The organism is Micromonospora parathelypteridis (genome assembly GCF_014201145.1).
GTDB classification, from domain to species: Bacteria; Actinomycetota; Actinomycetes; order Mycobacteriales; family Micromonosporaceae; genus Micromonospora; species Micromonospora parathelypteridis.
On sequence record NZ_JACHDP010000001.1, the window covers coordinates 1,324,028 to 1,339,651 of the forward strand.

Annotated in this window: 14 protein-coding genes; 8 read left to right on the plus strand and 6 right to left on the minus strand. The window is 72.0% G+C overall.

Annotated features, from left to right (window positions below; translation table 11 throughout):
• The first annotated feature begins 85 nt into the window (after positions 1-85).
• From HNR20_RS05455 to HNR20_RS05465, 3 genes are all read left to right on the plus strand, one after another.
• Entirely contained in the window at positions 86-829 is a 744-nt protein-coding gene (locus tag HNR20_RS05455; RefSeq protein WP_184177024.1) for an ABC transporter ATP-binding protein, read from the plus strand.
• Positions 826-1,581, plus strand: coding sequence for an ABC transporter permease (locus HNR20_RS05460; RefSeq protein WP_184177026.1), 756 nt, complete (start codon positions 826-828; stop codon positions 1,579-1,581). Before HNR20_RS05455 ends, HNR20_RS05460 begins: the two co-directional genes overlap by 4 nt.
• A 134-nt stretch (positions 1,582-1,715) precedes the next feature.
• The gene (locus tag HNR20_RS05465; RefSeq protein WP_184177028.1) at positions 1,716-2,312 is read left to right on the plus strand and encodes a TetR/AcrR family transcriptional regulator; all 597 of its coding nucleotides are present in this window, start codon (positions 1,716-1,718) and stop codon (positions 2,310-2,312) included.
• 168 nt (positions 2,313-2,480) lie between these two features.
• Here HNR20_RS05465 and HNR20_RS05470 read toward each other — a convergent pair whose 3' ends face one another.
• The 3 genes from HNR20_RS05470 to HNR20_RS05480 form a co-directional block, all read right to left on the minus strand.
• On the minus strand, positions 2,481-3,230 hold the full coding sequence (locus HNR20_RS05470; RefSeq protein WP_184177030.1) for a DUF2470 domain-containing protein: 750 nt from the start codon (positions 3,228-3,230) through the stop codon (positions 2,481-2,483).
• Between the two features lie 99 nt (positions 3,231-3,329).
• A complete protein-coding gene (locus HNR20_RS05475; RefSeq protein WP_184177032.1) occupies positions 3,330-5,111 on the minus strand; it encodes an ABC transporter ATP-binding protein in 1,782 nt (593 codons plus the stop codon).
• 56 nt (positions 5,112-5,167) lie between these two features.
• Entirely contained in the window at positions 5,168-7,054 is a 1,887-nt protein-coding gene (locus HNR20_RS05480) for an ABC transporter ATP-binding protein (RefSeq protein ID WP_184177034.1), read from the minus strand.
• A gap of 173 nt (positions 7,055-7,227) precedes the next feature.
• On the opposite strand from HNR20_RS05480, the gene HNR20_RS05485 reads away from it, so the two are divergent.
• The 3 genes from HNR20_RS05485 to HNR20_RS05495 all read left to right on the plus strand — a co-directional run bounded on the left by HNR20_RS05485 (position 7,228) and on the right by HNR20_RS05495 (position 10,899).
• Entirely contained in the window at positions 7,228-7,857 is a 630-nt protein-coding gene (locus HNR20_RS05485) for a TIGR03085 family metal-binding protein (protein ID WP_184177036.1), read from the plus strand.
• A gap of 198 nt (positions 7,858-8,055) precedes the next feature.
• Positions 8,056-8,934 (plus strand): terpene synthase family protein, encoded by an 879-nt coding sequence (locus HNR20_RS05490; RefSeq protein WP_229687198.1) that lies wholly within the window; start codon positions 8,056-8,058, stop codon positions 8,932-8,934.
• A 138-nt stretch (positions 8,935-9,072) separates the two neighbouring features.
• Complete coding sequence (locus HNR20_RS05495) at positions 9,073-10,899, plus strand: AMP-dependent synthetase/ligase (RefSeq protein WP_184177040.1); 1,827 nt, start codon at positions 9,073-9,075, stop codon at positions 10,897-10,899.
• A 63-nt stretch (positions 10,900-10,962) separates the two neighbouring features.
• Here HNR20_RS05495 and yczR read toward each other — a convergent pair whose 3' ends face one another.
• Entirely contained in the window at positions 10,963-12,420 is a 1,458-nt protein-coding gene (yczR, locus tag HNR20_RS05500; protein WP_184177042.1) for a MocR-like transcription factor YczR, read from the minus strand.
• Positions 12,421-12,479: 59 nt separating this feature from the next.
• Between yczR and yczE the strand changes: the two genes are divergently transcribed.
• Positions 12,480-13,151 (plus strand): membrane protein YczE, encoded by a 672-nt coding sequence (yczE, locus tag HNR20_RS05505; protein ID WP_184177044.1) that lies wholly within the window; start codon positions 12,480-12,482, stop codon positions 13,149-13,151.
• Positions 13,152-13,253: 102 nt separating this feature from the next.
• Positions 13,254-13,715, plus strand: a complete 462-nt coding sequence (locus tag HNR20_RS05510; RefSeq protein ID WP_184177046.1) for a hypothetical protein — start codon at positions 13,254-13,256, stop codon at positions 13,713-13,715.
• A 5-nt stretch (positions 13,716-13,720) separates the two neighbouring features.
• Here HNR20_RS05510 and hisF read toward each other — a convergent pair whose 3' ends face one another.
• Together hisF and HNR20_RS05520 are read right to left on the minus strand one after the other, a co-directional pair.
• Entirely contained in the window at positions 13,721-14,488 is a 768-nt protein-coding gene (gene hisF / locus HNR20_RS05515; protein ID WP_110564057.1) for an imidazole glycerol phosphate synthase subunit HisF, read from the minus strand.
• 99 nt (positions 14,489-14,587) lie between these two features.
• Positions 14,588-15,586 carry an NADP-dependent oxidoreductase gene (locus tag HNR20_RS05520; RefSeq protein WP_184188029.1) on the minus strand — a complete coding sequence of 333 codons (999 nt, stop codon included), beginning with the start codon at positions 15,584-15,586 and terminating at the stop codon, positions 14,588-14,590.
• Positions 15,587-15,624 lie beyond the last annotated feature (38 nt).

Consider the following 15,624-nt stretch of genomic DNA (forward strand, 5'->3'; position numbering starts at 1 on the left):
CGCTCGAAGTCAACCCATTGTGTGATCACGGGTATCTCATCTAGCGTTGAGTTCAACAGTTGATGAGTTTCTTGGGGAGGTGGTTATGGACGACGCGATAGCCGTCCGCGACCTGGTCGTCGACCGGGGCGGGCGGCGGGTGCTGGACGGCATCAGCTGCCGCGTCCCGCGCGGCGCGGTCACGGGGCTGCTCGGTCCCAGCGGCAGCGGCAAGACCACGTTCATGCGCGCGGTGGTCGGGGTGCAGGTGGTCAGCGACGGGACCGTCACCGTGCTCGGCCATCCGGCGGGCACCCCCGCGCTGCGGCACCGGGTGGGCTACCTGACCCAGGCGCCGAGCGTCTACGCCGACCTGACGGTCCGGGAAAATGCCCGCTACTTCGCGGCCCTGTACGGGCGAGGGCGGGTCGAGGCCGACCGGGCGGTCAGCGATGTCGGGCTGGCCGAGGCCGCCGGCCAACTGGTCGCGACCCTCTCCGGCGGTCAACGCAGCCGGGCCTCGCTGGCCTGCGCCCTGGTCGGGGAGCCGGAACTGGTCATCCTCGACGAGCCGACCGTCGGTCAGGACCCGGTGCTGCGGGCCGACCTGTGGGCCCGGTTCCACGCGATGGCTGCCGCCGGCACCACCCTGCTGGTGTCCAGTCACGTCATGGACGAGGCGGCCCGCTGCGACCGGCTGCTGCTGATCCGCCAGGGGCGGTTGATCGCCGACGACAGCCCGGCCGCTGTCCGCGCCGCCGCCGGTGTGGACGACCTCGACGAGGCCTTCCTGCGCCTGATCCGGGCGGGCGAGACAACCCGCGCGACGACCGGACAGGAGGCGTCGTGAACCCACGGATCCTGGTGGCCACCACCGGCCGCATCCTGCGCCAACTCCGGCACGACCGACGGACCATCGCGTTGCTCGTGGTGGTGCCGGCCGCCCTGCTCACCCTTGTCTATTTCATGTACGCCGACCAGCCGACCCCACCCGGGCAGCCGACGACGTTCGACCGGATCGCGCTGGTGATGCTGGGCATCTTCCCCTTCGTCATCATGTTCCTGGTGACCAGCATCGCCATGCTCCGGGAGCGCACCTCCGGCACCCTGGAGCGGCTGCTCACCACACCGCTGGGCAAGCTCGACCTGCTCTTCGGGTACGGCATCGCGTTCGGGCTGGCCGCCGCCGTGCAGGCCGCGGTCGCCGCCGGCGTGGCGTACTGGGTCTTCGACCTGGACACCGCCGGCAGCATCGGGCTGGTGATCGGGATCGCCGTCATCGACGCCGTACTCGGCGTCGCCCTCGGTCTGCTCTGCAGCGCCTTCGCGCGCACCGAGTTCCAGGCAGTACAGTTCCTGCCGGTCGTGGTGGTCCCCCAACTGCTGCTCTGCGGGCTGTTCGTGGCCCGCGACCAGATGGCCGGTTGGCTCCAGGCGCTCAGTGACGCCTTCCCCCTGTCGTACGCCATCGAGGCGTTGCAGGAGGTCGGCGCCCACGCCGAGCCGACCGGCAGGATGTGGCGGGACGTGACGGTGGTGCTCGGCGCGGTGGTGCTGGCGCTGGTGCTCGCGGCGGCCACCCTGCGCCGCCGCAGCGGCTGACGGCCAACGCGCCGGCGCGGCGGCTGACAGGCGACGCGCCGGCGCGGCGGTCGGGCCGGCGCGCTGCGGCTGCTCCCGGCGCGACGGGGGTGGCCGGACCACGGCGGACCCCGGTGGACGAACGAAGGGCGGCGATGACGCGGCGGACCGGCCGGCGACCCGGCAACCCCGGCACCCGGGAGGCGATTCTCGACGCGGCGCGGACGGCGTTCGCCGAGCGTGGCTTCGACGCCGCCTCGATCCGTGCCATCGCCGGCACGGCGGAGGTCGACCCGGCGCTGGTGCACCACTACTTCGGCAGCAAGGACCAGCTCTTCCTGGCCGCGATGAACTTTCCCGTCGACCCCGGCCAGCTGGTGCCGAAGGTGCTCGCCGGTGACCGGGACGGCGTCGGTGAGCGCATGGTGCGCATCTTTCTCGGCGTCTGGGACTCCCCGGCCGGCAGCGCCGGGGTGGCACTGCTGCGCTCGGCCGTGAGCAACGAGTGGACCGCGCGGCTGCTGCGGGAATTCATCACCACGCAGGTGCTGCGTCGGGTGCTCGAACAGCTCGACGTCGATCCGGCCCAGCTACCGCTGCGTGGTTCCCTGGTGGCCACCCAGATGATCGGCCTGGCCATGATGCGGCACGTGGTGCGCCTTGAGCCGGTCGCCTCGGCGGACCCGGAGACCCTGGCCGCCGCGATCGGTCCCACCATCCAGCGGTACCTCACCGGTCCGCTCCCGACCTAGGCCCGACCCGGCCAGCGAACAGTGGCCGGCGGGTAGTGGCCGGCCGAAGCCGTTGATCGACTCCAGTTCGCCGATCTGGGGGTATCAGCGTGCGCGGACACCCCCAGATCGGCGATACGGAGTCGATCAAGCCCCAGGTGAGCGCCCGACGGCCACTGCGGCGGGCGGTCAGCGCGGCGGGCGGGCGCCGGCCGGGAGTCGCAGCGGTGGCAGTAGTCGCGGCAGTTCGGCCGGGTCGGCGATCGGGCCGGGAAAGGCCAGCCGGATCCGACGTCGGGCGCCGGGCCGACCGAGGGCGACCACGAGCCCGTAGCGGTCGATCCGCACCACTCGGGGCGACCCGTCGGGAGTCTGTTCGGTCAACCCGAGCTGCCGGCGCAGGTACTCCGTCACCTGGGCGCCGTCGCGCTCGGCGAGGTCGGCGAGCAGGCGCGCCTCGACCGGGTGTACCGGGTCCGGCTCAGCCTCGGCGTACTCCCCGGGGTCGACCCGGTGCACGACGCCGGCGCGCTCCCAGCGGACCTCGACCACCTCGAAGCGGAACAGCCGGAACCGGGTGCCCAGGTCGAGCAGGTCGCCCGTCGGCTCCACGGTGGCGAAGTCGACCGCCGCGTGGCGGGCCTCGTCGCCGCGCAGTTCGCCCGCCCAGCCGGAGACCCAGGCCCGGCCCAGGCCGGGCGCTCCAGCGGCGGGTGGCAGGTCGAGCACGTCGAGCACCACCGCGACGTCGCTGCCCCCGGCGACCGGCTGCAGCGCGGCGGCCAGGTGGCTGGCCACCGGCACCAGCAGCAGCACCCGCCCGTCCGGGTCGGTCACGTGCCGGGCGTGGTGCGGTCCCGGCCGGTGAGCCAGGTGGACGAGGCCGGGCAGGCGGCCGGCGACGAGGGTACGAACGATCTCGGCGGGATTGGGCCGCATGGGCGCGACCTCCTTCAAAGGTTAGGCTTACCTAACCCGGAGCCTAGAGCACCTGGCCGTCGGCGTCCACCACACCGGCGCAACCGAAACGCCACCGCGTCACCGTGTCTGCTCCAGCCAGGAGGCGTAGAGCAGGCCGTAGACCGAGTCGGCGTCGCGGACCAGCTCATCGTGCGGGCCGCGCTGCACCACCCGACCCCGGTCCACCACGATCACCTCGTCGGCTGCCTGCGCCGTGGAGAGCCGGTGTGCGATCGCGAGGGTGGTCCGACCCCTGGTGACCGCGTCCAGGGTGCGTTGCAACCGCACCTCGGTCGCCGGGTCCACCGCGCTGGTCGCCTCGTCCAGCACCAGCAGGTCCGGGTCGGCCACGTACGCCCGGGCCAGTGCGACGAGCTGCCGCTCGCCCACGCTGAGCGCCTCACCGCGCTCGCCGACAGGTGTGTCCAGACCCGACGGCAGACCCTCCAGCCAGTCCGACAGGCCCAGCTCGGTGAAGGCCGCGCTCAGCTGCTCGTCGGTCAGCTCCGGCCGGGCGAACCGGACGTTGTCCCCCACCGTCGCGTCGAAGAGGAACCCGTCCTGCGGCACCATCACCACCCGGGAGCGCAGCGAGTCGAACCGGACCTCGGCCAACGGCACGCCGGACAGCAGCACCGCCCCGTCCGACGGGTCCATCAGACGGGTCAGCAGCTTGGCGAAGGTGGTCTTGCCGCTGCCGGTCTCACCGACCACCGCCACCCGGCTCTTCGCGGGAATCTCCAGGTCGATGTCGTGCAGCACCGGCGGACCACCCGGGTAGGCGAACCGCACACCGGCGAACCGGACGTCCAACGGCCCGCTCGGCAGCTTGCGCCCCTGCTCCCCCGGGTCGGCCACATCGGGGGCGACGTCCAGCACGTCCAGCACCCGACGCCAACCGGCGATCGCGTTCTGCGCCTCGTTGAGCACCTCGGTGGCGATCTGCACCGGCTGGATGAAGAGCGTCACCAGGAAGAGGAACGCGGTCAGCTGACCGATCGACAGCGTGCCGTCCACTCCGAGCGTCACCCCGAGCACCACCACACCGGCCAGTGCCAGCCCGGCGGCCAACTCGCCGACCGAGCTGCCGACGATGCTGATCCGGATCGCCCGCTGCTGTGCCACACGCTGACTGTCGATGGCGTCGTCCAGCCGCCGCGCGGTGCGCCCCGCGATCCCGTAGGCCCGGATCACCGGCGCGCCCACCACGCTCTCGCCGATCGTGCCGAGCAGCGTGCCGGTGCGCTGGCGCACCGTCGCGTACGCCGTGCCGAGACGGCGTTGCAACTGCCGGATGACGAGCACCGCCGGCAGGAACGCGGCCAACACCACGAGGGTCAACTGCCAGGAGTACGCGAGCATGACGGCGGTGGTGACCACCAACTGACCGAGGTTGACCAGCAAGATCACCCCGCCCCACTGGAGGAACTGGGTGATCTGGTCGACGTCGCTGGTCACCCGCGAAACCAGCGAGCCACGCCGCTCCGACTGCTGGTGCAACATCGACAGGTCGTGCACGTGCCGGAACGCCCGCGTCCGCACGTTGGCCAGCGCCGTCTCGCTGACGGTGAACAGCCGGCGCATCATCAGATAGCCGCAGATCGTCGTGACCGTCAGGATCAGTGCGGTGATCGCCACCACCGACCAGACCACGTCCAGATTCAGGCCACCCACGATGCCGCGGTCGATGCCCTGCTGCACGGCGACCGGCACCGCCACCCGACCGACCATGTAGACCAACGCCAGGACCAGGGTGCCAGCCAGACCGGTCCGAAGCTCCGGCGAGAGCGCCAGGCCCCGACGCAGGGTCTGCCAGGTCGTCTCCTGCTTCTCAGCGGTCTCAGACGACTTCCCACTCACCGGTGCTGGCCTTTCGTTCGCGACTGCGGGGCTCCGCTTCGCTGCACTCCTCGCGCTCACCGGTCCACCTCGATTTCCAGGCTGGACGGCAACGGCGCGACCTCATCGCCATACGGGCTTTCCTGCGCGCGGTCGACCTCAGCCTGCTCGTAGGCGGTGACCAGGTCGACGTAGCCGGGAACGGTGGCCAACAGCTCGCTGTGCGTGCCTCGGGCAACCACCCGCCCCTGCTCGACGTAGATGACCTCGTCGGCCAGCGCGATGGTGGCCCGGCGGTACGCCACCACCAGGATCGACGCGGCCGGCACCCCCGGCTCGGCCGTCGACGACCGCAGCCCGGCCAGGATGGCGGCCTCCACCCGCGGGTCGACCGCGCTTGTCGCGTCGTCGAGCACCAGCAGGCGCGGCCGGCCGGCCAGCGCGCGGGCCAGGGTGAGCCGCTGCCGCTGCCCACCGGAGAGCGAGGTGCCCCGCTCACCGACCATGGTGTCCAGACCATCGGGCAGCGCGGCGACGAACCCGTCCGCCTCGGCCAGTCGCAACGCCGCCCAGACGGCCTCGTCGTCGACACCCGCGCGGTCGAGGGAGATGTTGGCGCGGACCGTGTCGTCGAAGACGAACGGCACCTGGGCGACCAGGGCCACCGTGCCGGCCAGCGACGCGGCGGTCAGCTCGCGCACGTCCACCCCGTCCAGGGTGACGGTGCCGGAGTCCGGGTCGACGAGGCGGATTGCCAGCGAGGCGATTGTCGACTTGCCGGCGCCGGTGGGCCCGACCAGGGCCACCGTCCGGCCGGCCGGCACGGTGAAGCCGACCTCGCCGAGCACCTGCGCACCAGGCTGGTGCGCCTCGGCGGGTGGGTAGGAGAAGTGCACGTCGCTGAAGGCGAGAGTGGCCGGGCCGAGCCCGCTGGCCGGGTCGAGGACGCGTTCTCCGTACGGCATCTCGCCGGTGGCGTCGAGCACCCGGCGGACCCGGTCCCAGCCGGCGACGCTGCGCGGCAGCTCGGCCAGGACCCAACCGATGGCCCGCACCGGAAAGGCCAGCACGGTGAAGAGGAAGGCCACGCTGACCAGCTCGGTCACGCTGATCGCGCCCTGGCGCAGCCGGAAGGCCCCAACCACCAGTACGGCGAGGGTGCCGATGCTGGGCAGCGTCTCCAGCAGCGGGTCGAAGACGCCGCGCAGCCGACCGACCGCGATCAACGAGTCGCGCAGCTCGCCGGCCCGGCCCGCGAACCGGGCGGTCTCCTGGGCCTCGCGGCCCATCGTCTTGACCACCAGAGCGCCGTCGAAGCTCTCGTGCGCGATCCCGCTGACCTCGGCGCGCAGGCGCTGCGCTCGGGCCTGTCGGGGCGCCATCCGGCGGGAGTAGACCACGTTGAGCGCGAACAGCGCCGGGAAGACCGCGAGACCGACCAGGGCGAGCGCCCAGTCCGTGGCGAAGAGCGAGACGATCGCGCCGACCAGCATCACCAGCGTGCCGACGGCGAAGGGCAGCGGCGCGATGGGGTACCAGGCCGCCTCGACGTCGGAGTTGGCGTTGGACAACAGGGTGCCGGTGGAGTTGCGGTGGTGCCAGGACAGCGGCAGCTCCAGATAGCGGCGGGTGACCCGGCGGCGGTAGGAGGCCTGGAGGCGGTACTGCATGTAGCCGGCGCCGAGGCGACGGCCGATGATGCCAGCCACCCGCAGCACGCTGATCCCGAACAACGCGGCCGCGGCCAGTGCCAGCGTCCCGGTGCCCACTTCTCGGCGCGAGATGGCCGGGAGCGCCACCTCACCGACGACCGTCCCGACGACCCGCGCGCTGACAATGATCATCCCGCCGAAGAGCACGCTGCCGACGACCGCGACCGCGAAGATTCGTGGCTGCTCGCGGATCGCCTGCCGCAGGACTCCCAGCCCTCGGCTGAGCACGTCCCGACTTGTCTTGCTCGCCACACTTTCCCCCGCCGTAAGCCGCAATTATCTCCCTCATCCTTACCGGTCCGGGCCAGCACTGCCGACCCGGCCCGGATATGTCGACCGTCACGTACCGGATGACGACCAGCGGCGGGGGCCGACCCGACGGCCGGTGTCGCGCGCCGGCGGGCGACCCGGCCTACGATCGGGCCATGCCGCGGTACGCCCGAGCCGAGCGCGAGGCGCTGGCCGATCTCCTGTTGGCCCTCGGGCCGGACGCCCCGACGATCAACGAGGGCTGGGCGACCCGTGATCTCGCCGCGCACCTGGTACTACGGGAGCGCCGCCCGGACGCGGCCGGCGGGATCGTGCTGCCGCCGCTGCGCGGCTACGCCGAACGGGTCCGTCGCCAACTCGCGGCGCAGCCCTACCCGGAGCTGGTGGCGCAGGTGCGGCGGCCGCCGCTGTGGAGCCCGGTCAGCAACCCGGTGACCGACGAGTTGGCCAACACGATGGAGTTCTTCATCCACCACGAGGACGTGCGGCGGGCCGGCTCCGGGTGGCAACCGCGCGACTTGCCCGCCGGCCTGCAGAGCGCCCTTTGGAAGCGTGCCGCCCCGATGGCTCGGCTCGCGCTGCGCCGCTTTCCGGCGGACCTCTACGTGCAGGCGCCCGGTCACGGCGAGATGTCCGTCGGTCGGGGCGGCGAACCGGTGCGGCTGGTCGGCCCTCCGGCCGAGCTGGTCCTGTTCCTCTCCGGTCGCCAACGGGTGGCCCGGGTCCAACTCGACGGTCCGACGGAGACCGCACGTCGTCTACGCGCCGCCAGCCTGGGAATGTAACCCTCTGTACTTAAACGGTCACAGCTCAAGTGTGGGGTACCCCACACCCAGCGACTGGCGCTGATACTTTCTCCCGTACGCTTCACCGCGCCGCTCCGCGCCGGGTGGCGCGAGTGGGGGCGAATTGTGCGAAGTTTCGCGATTTCGGCACTGCGGGAGCCACCGTTTCCGGCGGGGCGCCACAAGGCCACGGATCGGGTGGCGAGCGAGAGCGTCGAGTGGGCGCGCGCCTTCGACCTGATCGATTCCGGCCACCGGGTTCATCGACTGCGGCGGGCGGATGCCGCGGGCCTGGCCGGGCGGGCCTGCCCGGACGGGCCAGAGGACGGGCTGCGGCTGCTCACCGACCTGATCTCCTGGCTGTTCGTGATGGACGACGCCTGCGACGAGGACGACCTCGGCGCGGATCCGGCCCGGCTGGCATCGACCATCGGCGGCCTGCTCGACGTGCTGGACCGGTGCGGCGAGCCGGACCGTCCACCAGGCGTCGACGCCGGCCCGCTCGGTGCCGCGCTGCACGACCTGTGCCGCCGGACCCGGGCACACGGCCAACCGGAGCAGCTGCTGCGGTTCGTCAGCCAGGTGCAGGCGTACCTGCTGGCACTGCTCTGGGAGGCGACCAACCGGGAGCGTCGGCGGGTCCCCGAGGTCGCCGAGTACGTGCAGATGCGGCGGCACACCGGCGGCGTACGCCCGTGCCTCACGCTGACCGACCTGGCGTCGGCGCAACCACCCGGGTCCGCCCAGAACGCCGATCCGGCCCTGGTCGCCCTGGATCTGCTGGCGGTGGACCTGGTCTGCTGGTGCAACGACCTCTTCTCCTACGGCAAGGAGAGCGAGGTGGACCCGGACGCGCACAACTTGGTAACGGTGATCGCGCGCAACAGCGGCGCGGACGAGGCGACCGCGCTGCGTGCTGCGGCGAACCGGTTCAACCAGGGGCTGGCGGCGTACCTCGATGCGGAGGAGGCGCTGCTGGCCAGTGGGGACGACGGGATACACCACGCGTTGGCCGCACGGCGAAACTGGATCCGGGCCACCTACGACTGGTCACTGGTGGCTGCCCGGTACGCCTGATTCGGCCGTACCGGTCGGTGGGGAGGGATGGCCGGACGATCACCAGGGCTAGCCGACGCACCGCGCCAGGCAATACTCTTCGGTAACCACCATGACGTGACGACCGTCACGCCACCACCCCCGAAGGCGGCTACAGCGATGGCTCTCGATGTACCGTACCGTTCCATCCCGGACATGTTCCTCAAGCGTGTGGCGGCCACCCCCGACCGGAATGCGTTTGCGTCCCCGACCCCCGACGACTCGGGGCCCGTCTGGCTGACCTGGGAGCAGGTGGGCCAGCGCGCCAAGGCGGTCGCCGCCGGCCTGCACGGCCTGGGCGTCGGCCAGGAGGACCCGGTAGCGATCCTCGCCAACACCCGGCTGGACTGGGTGATCGCCGACCTCGGCATCATGTGCGCCGGCGGGGCGACCACCACCGTCTACCCGACCACCGAGCCGGCGGACGCGACGTACATCATCGCCGACTCCGGGTCGAAGGTGCTGTTCGCGGAGAACCCGGCCCAGGCGGCGAAGATCGCCGGCGCCAACCTGCCCGCGCTGACTCACGTGGTGCTCATCGAGGGTGCCGTCGACCCCACCGCCGCGATCCCGCAACTGACGCTCGCCGAGCTGGAGGAGCGGGGCACCCGCGCGCTGGCCGCCGAACCGGATCTGATCGACATGCTCGTGGCCGGCATCGGCCCCGACCACCTGGCCACCCTGATCTACACCTCCGGCACCACCGGCCAACCCAAGGGCGTCGAGCTGCTGCACGGCGGCTGGTGCTGGGAGGCCGTGGCGCAGGCGGAGGTCGGGCTGCTGCGCGACGACGACCTGCAGTACCTGTGGCTGCCGCTGGCCCACTCGTTCGGCAAGACGCTGCTCTGCGGCGCCATCCACGTCGGGCTGCCCACCTACGTCGACGGGCGGGTGGAGAAGCTTGTCGACCTGCTGTCGGTGATCCGTCCGACGCTGATGTGCGGCGCCCCCCGCGTGTTCGAGAAGGTCTACAACCGGGCGGTGACCACCGCGCAGGGCGCCGGCGGCGCGAAGGCGAAGATCTTCGCCTGGGCCGTTGGCGTCGGCAAGGAGAAGGTGACCCTGGAGCAGGCGGGCAAGCCGGTGCCGGCGGGGCTGAAGCTGCGCTACGGGCTGGCCGAGAAGCTGGTGTTCAGCAAGCTCCAGGCCCGCCTGGGTGGCCGGATGCGGGTGCTGGTGTCCGGCGCCGCGCCGCTCAGCCCGGAGATCGCCACCTTCTTCGCCGCGGCGAACCTGCCGATCTCGGAGGGCTACGGCCTGACCGAGACCAGCGCCGGCAACTTCGTCAACCCGCCGGCCGGGCTGCGGATCGGCACGGTGGGTCGGGCGATGGGTGACCTGGAGTGCCGGATCGACACCGACGGGGAGATCCTGGTGCGTGGTCGGCCGGTGATGCGCGGCTACCACAACCTGCCGGAGGAGACCGCCGCCGCGTTCACCGAGGAGGGTTTCTTCCGTACCGGTGACATCGGCACCCTCGACGAGCAGGGCTACCTCCGGATCACGGACCGCAAGAAGGACCTGGTCAAAACCTCGGGCGGCAAGTACATCGCGCCGTCGCACATCGAGGGGATGTTCAAGGCCATCTGTCCGTACACCTCACAGGCGGTCGTCGTCGGTCAGGCCCGCAACTTCTGCACGATGCTGGTCACGCTGGACCCGGACGCGATCCGGGGCTGGGTCGCCGGCGGCCCGCTGGAGGGTCGCAGCTACACCGAGATCGTCACCTCGCCCGAGGCTCAGACGATGGTCGAGGAGTACGTCGCCCAGCTCAACGCGAAGCTCAACCGCTGGGAGACGATCAAGAAGGTGGCCATCCTGCCGCGCGACCTGACGATTGAGGACGGCGAGATCACGCCGTCGTTGAAGATCAAGCGGCGTGGTGTGGAGAGCAACTTCGCCGCCGAGATCGACAAGATGTACGCCGGCACCCTCGCCGAGCTCTGATCCAGCGCCGGTGGCGCCGTGCCCGCTCGGGTGCGGCGCCACCGGCGTTTCCGTCGGTGCGGTTCAGGCGATGACGGAAGGTTCCCGCCACCGCTGCGGCCCGGCCCGGTCCAGGTCGTAGCGGACCGCGGCGATCCGCCCGACGGCCTCCACCAGGTCCGCGGCGGGCAAGGTGAACGGCAGCCGCAGGAAACGCTCCAGGGTGCCGTCCAGGCCGAACCGGGGGCCGGGTGCCAGTCGTACGCCGACCTCCTCGGTGGCCCGCGCCAGCGCGCTGGAGACCGGCCCGTCCAACTCGGCCCAGAGCGTCACGCCACCGCGCGGCACGGTGACCCGCCAGTCCGGCAGCCGGTGCGCCAGCGCGCCCAGCAGCGCGTCGCGCTGGGCGGCCAACTGGACGCGCCGGTCGGCGACGATGGCGTCGGCGTCGGCGAGCAGGTGCACCGCGACCAGTTGGTCCAGCACCGGGCTGGCCATGTCCACTCCGACCCGGACGGCGGCCAGCCGCTGCACCTGCGGCGCGGAGGCGCGTACCCAGCCGATCCGCAGGCCACCCCAGTAGGGCTTGCTCATCCCGCCGATGCTGATCACACGGCTGTGTCGGTCGTAGACAGCCACCGGGGGTGGCAGCTCGGTGCCGTCCAACGCGAGGTCCACGAAGGACTCGTCGATGATCAGATCGGTGCCGACCGCGTGGGCGGCGGCCACCACGCGCTCGCGGAGCGCGGCGGGCATCAGGTGCCCGGTCGGGTTCTGGAACTCGGGGATCAGGTAGGCCAGCTTGGGCCGGGTCTGCCGGAGGCTCGCCAGCAGCAGGTCGGGCTCCCAGCCGCCGCCGTCGGTGGCCAGGCCGTGGGTGGTGATCCGGGCTCGCCGGCCGGCCAGCGCGGCGAGCGCGTTGGGGTAGGTCGGAGACTCGACCAGGACGTTGCCACCAGGGGCCAGGGCGAGTCGCAGCACCAGGTCCAGTGCGTGCTGGGTGCCGCTGGTGACCATGATCTGGTCGGCCGAGGTGGGCAACCCCCGGGCGGTGTACGCCTCGGCCACCGCCTCGCGCAGCTCGACGATGCCGGTCGGGTGGTAGCCGGCCCCGCCCAGGTAGCGGGGCAGGTCCTCGGCAGCCGCCCGGGCGGCCGTCAGGAGTTGCGGAGGGGCGGCCAACGCGGCGACGCCGAGGTCGAGCATCTCCCGGTCGTCCAGCGGGGTCCACAGACCGGTGCTGGCCACCCGGTGGTTGCCGGGCAGCATCGTCCAACTGCCGGCCCCTCGGCGGCTGGCCAGGTGCCCGGTCTCGCGCAGGTGCCGGTACGCGGCGGTTACCGTGGTCCGGCTGATCCGCAGCGCCTCGGCCAGCTCCCGTTCGGCAGGAAGTCGGACGCCCAGCGGTAGCCGACCGTCGGCGAGCAGGCCGCGCACAGTGCTGGCCAGGGCGACGTAGTCGGGGCTGCGCCGACGACCCGGCAGGGCGTGCCACTGCCCAAGCAGACGCGCCAATTGGACCCCGCGCACCTGACCAGTCATGGCCACTCCTCGGATATTGGCTTCTTCCTCCGCGAGGATTGGCACCTAGAGTGGCATGCATGGCACTGATTGGCAATCTGCGGCATCGGCCGGTTCGACGATTGGTTCAGCTCTACCTCGGACTCACCCTCTACGGCGTCAGCATGGCCCTCATGGTCCGCTCGGACCTTGGCCTCGACCCATGGGACGTGTTCCACCAGGGATTGTCCGAGCTGACCAATCTCTCCTTCGGCACCGTCACCATCGCCGTCGGCGCGCTGGTGCTGCTGCTCTGGATCCCGCTCCGGCAGCGGCCGGGCCTCGGCACGGTCAGCAACGTCGTGGTGATTGGTCTGGTCGTGGACGCCACCCTGACCCTGTTGCCCACCGGTGGCCCACTCGGCGCCCGGATCGCGCTGCTGATCACCGGGATCGTCGCCAACGGCGCCGCCACCGGCCTCTACCTCGGCGCCCGACTGGGGCCCGGCCCCCGAGACGGGCTGATGACCGGTTTCGTGGCCCGCCGGCCAGGCCGGTCGGTCCGGCTGGTGCGCACCGTCATCGAGGTAACCGTGCTGGCGCTCGGCTGGCTGCTCGGCGGCACGGTCGGCCTGGGCACCGTCGCCTACGCGCTGGCCATTGGCCCGTTGGCCCAGCTCTTCATCCCGCTCTTCGCCGTGCCCGACGGCCCCGCGCCCGCATCGGGCGCCGCCGGTCCGGGCACCGCCGCGCCGCCCGCTCCCGCCGGCTGAGCCCTCACCGACGGTCGGCGAACCGGCACGCCGTGGTGGTACAAGATGCCGGATGGGAGGGTGGGTGTTCCCTTCCGCGACGCGCGCCGTCATCATCACTGCATGGGGGAGAACGGTTGGCGCTGGACGGACGCCTGGATCTTCGTGTCGCTGGTCATCGCGAGCGGGGCCGGGCGGCACCGTCGGTCAGCGACAAGTCGACGGCCGGAGGGCGTCCGCCTGACCGACGTGCTCTCCACCGCCGACCACCTCAACCACACGATCCCGCAGCGGCACGAGGTGGAGGCCGCGGTCCAGCGGCTGGTCGGCGCCGGATTGGTCAGCGTCGCCGACGGCTGGTTCCGGATCACCGCCGAGGGTGAGCAGCTCTGGCGTACCCGCCCGCGTGCCGGTGTGGCGACGATGGTGGACACCGTGCAGGGCGTGCTGACCCGCCGGCATGCGCCCGGCAGCGCCGACTGGAGCCTGGACGAGGCCGACCACGCGGCGGCCGTGCAGGAGTACGCCGTCCGCTCGATCCCCACGCCCCGCCGGTCACCGGAGGGGCATTCCGGCGGGCGCTGACCGGCTCAGCGCACCGGGTGGCCGCTGTGCCGCAGCGCGTCCTTGACCTCGGCCACGGTCAGCTCACCGAAGTGGAAGACACTGGCGGCGAGCACCGCGTCCGCCCCCGCGCCGATCGCCGGCGGGAAATGGGCCACCTCGCCGGCGCCACCGCTGGCCACCACCGGCACGTCCACGACAGCTCGCACCGCGGCGATCAACTCCAGGTCGAAGCCCGCCTTGGTGCCGTCGGCGTCCATCGAGTTGAGCAGGATCTCCCCCGCGCCCAACTCGGCGCCGCGGCGCGCCCACTGGACCGCGTCGATCCCGGTGCCGCGCCGACCGCCATGCGTGGTGACCTCGAAGCCACTGGGCGTGCCACCGTCGGGCGCCCGGCGCACGTCGAGGGAGAGCACGAGCACCTGCCGGCCGAACCGGTCGGCGATCTCCGCGATCAGCTCCGGCCGGGCGATCGCGGCGGTGTTCACGCCGACCTTGTCCGCCCCGGCGCGCAGCAGCGTGTCCACGTCGGCGACCTGCCGGACCCCGCCACCGACGGTCAGTGGGATGAACACCGACTCGGCGGTGCGGCGGACCACGTCGAGCATGGTGCCGCGGTCACTCGAGGACGCGGTGACGTCGAGGAAGGTCAGCTCGTCCGCCCCGGCCCGGTCGTACGCGGCGGCCAACTCCACCGGGTCGCCGGCGTCGCGCAGGTCGAGGAAGTTGACCCCCTTGACCACCCGCCCGGCGTCCACGTCCAGACAGGGGATCACCCGTACCGCCACCGTCATGCCACCAGCCTATCCCTCCGTACGACCACGGTGGCCGACCCGTCGGGCCGGCCACCGTGGGTGCCGTTGGTGCGGGGCCTCGCCGGAAGGGAACCTTCCTCAGACCCGGACGAGCATCTTGCCGAGGTTGTCGCCGCGCAGCAGGCCGAGGAACGCCGCTGGTGCGTTCTCGATGCCGTCCACGATCGTCTCGTCGTAAGACAGCGTGCCGTCGGCCAGCCAGCCGGCGACGTCACGGACGAACTCCGCACGGACGTGGCCGTGGTCGCCGACCAGGAACCCACGCAGGGTGAGTCGCTTGGCGATGATCTGCGCCAGGTTGCGTGGCGCGGCCGGTGGCTCGGTGTCGTTGTACTGCGCGATCATGCCGCAGATGGCGACCCGGCCGTGCAGCTTCATGGCCGAGATCGCCGCCTCCAGGTGATCGCCACCGACGTTGTCGAAGTAGACGTCGACGCCGTCCGGGGCGGCCTCGCGCAGCGAGGCGCGGACCGACCCGTCGTGGTAGTCGAAGGCGGCGTCGAAGCCCAACGCCCGCAACCGCTCGACCTTGGCCGCCGAGCCGGCGCTGCCGACCACCCGGCCGGCACCCTTGAGCTTGGCGATCTGGCCGACCAGGCTGCCCACCGAGCCGGCCGCGGCGGAGACGAAGACCGTCTCGCCGGGTTTCATCGCGGCCACGTCCAACAACCCGGCGTACGCGGTCAGGCCGGGCATGCCCAGCACGCTCAGGTACGCGCTGACCGGGGCGAGCGTCGGGTCGACCTTACGGGCGGCGGTCGCGTCGAGCAGCGCGTACTCCCGCCAGCCCAGCCCGTGCAGGACGGTGTCGCCGACGGCGATGTCCGGCGCCTCGCTGGCCACCACCTCGCCGATCGCGCCCCCGTCCAGCGGCGCGTCGAGCGCGAACGGTGCCACGTACGACTTGACGTCGTTCATCCGTCCGCGCATGTAGGGGTCGACGGACAGGTACTGGTTGCGGACCACGATCTGGCCCGGCCCGGGGGTCGGAACGTCAGTCTCGACGAGCCGGAAGGTGTCCTCGGAGGGCCAGCCCACAGGGCGGCTGGCCAGGTGGATCTCGCGGTTGCTGGTCACGGGGGTGGTCGTCCTCTCGTCCGCGGTCGGGGCCTGAT

Excerpts from the sequence above, each read along its gene's own strand:
- HNR20_RS05455 (WP_184177024.1), top strand. The coding sequence starts at position 86 with ATGGACGACGCGATAGCCGTCCGCGACCTGGTCGTCGACCGGGGCGGG.
- HNR20_RS05495 (WP_184177040.1), top strand. The coding sequence starts at position 9,073 with ATGGCTCTCGATGTACCGTACCGTTCCATCCCGGACATGTTCCTCAAG.
- yczR (WP_184177042.1), bottom strand. The coding sequence starts at position 12,420 with ATGACTGGTCAGGTGCGCGGGGTCCAATTGGCGCGTCTGCTTGGGCAG.
- HNR20_RS05470 (WP_184177030.1), bottom strand. The coding sequence starts at position 3,230 with ATGCGGCCCAATCCCGCCGAGATCGTTCGTACCCTCGTCGCCGGCCGC.
- HNR20_RS05485 (WP_184177036.1), top strand. The coding sequence starts at position 7,228 with ATGCCGCGGTACGCCCGAGCCGAGCGCGAGGCGCTGGCCGATCTCCTG.
- HNR20_RS05510 (WP_184177046.1), top strand. The coding sequence starts at position 13,254 with ATGGGGGAGAACGGTTGGCGCTGGACGGACGCCTGGATCTTCGTGTCG.
- yczE (WP_184177044.1), top strand. The coding sequence starts at position 12,480 with ATGGCACTGATTGGCAATCTGCGGCATCGGCCGGTTCGACGATTGGTT.
- hisF (WP_110564057.1), bottom strand. The coding sequence starts at position 14,488 with ATGACGGTGGCGGTACGGGTGATCCCCTGTCTGGACGTGGACGCCGGG.
- HNR20_RS05465 (WP_184177028.1), top strand. The coding sequence starts at position 1,716 with ATGACGCGGCGGACCGGCCGGCGACCCGGCAACCCCGGCACCCGGGAG.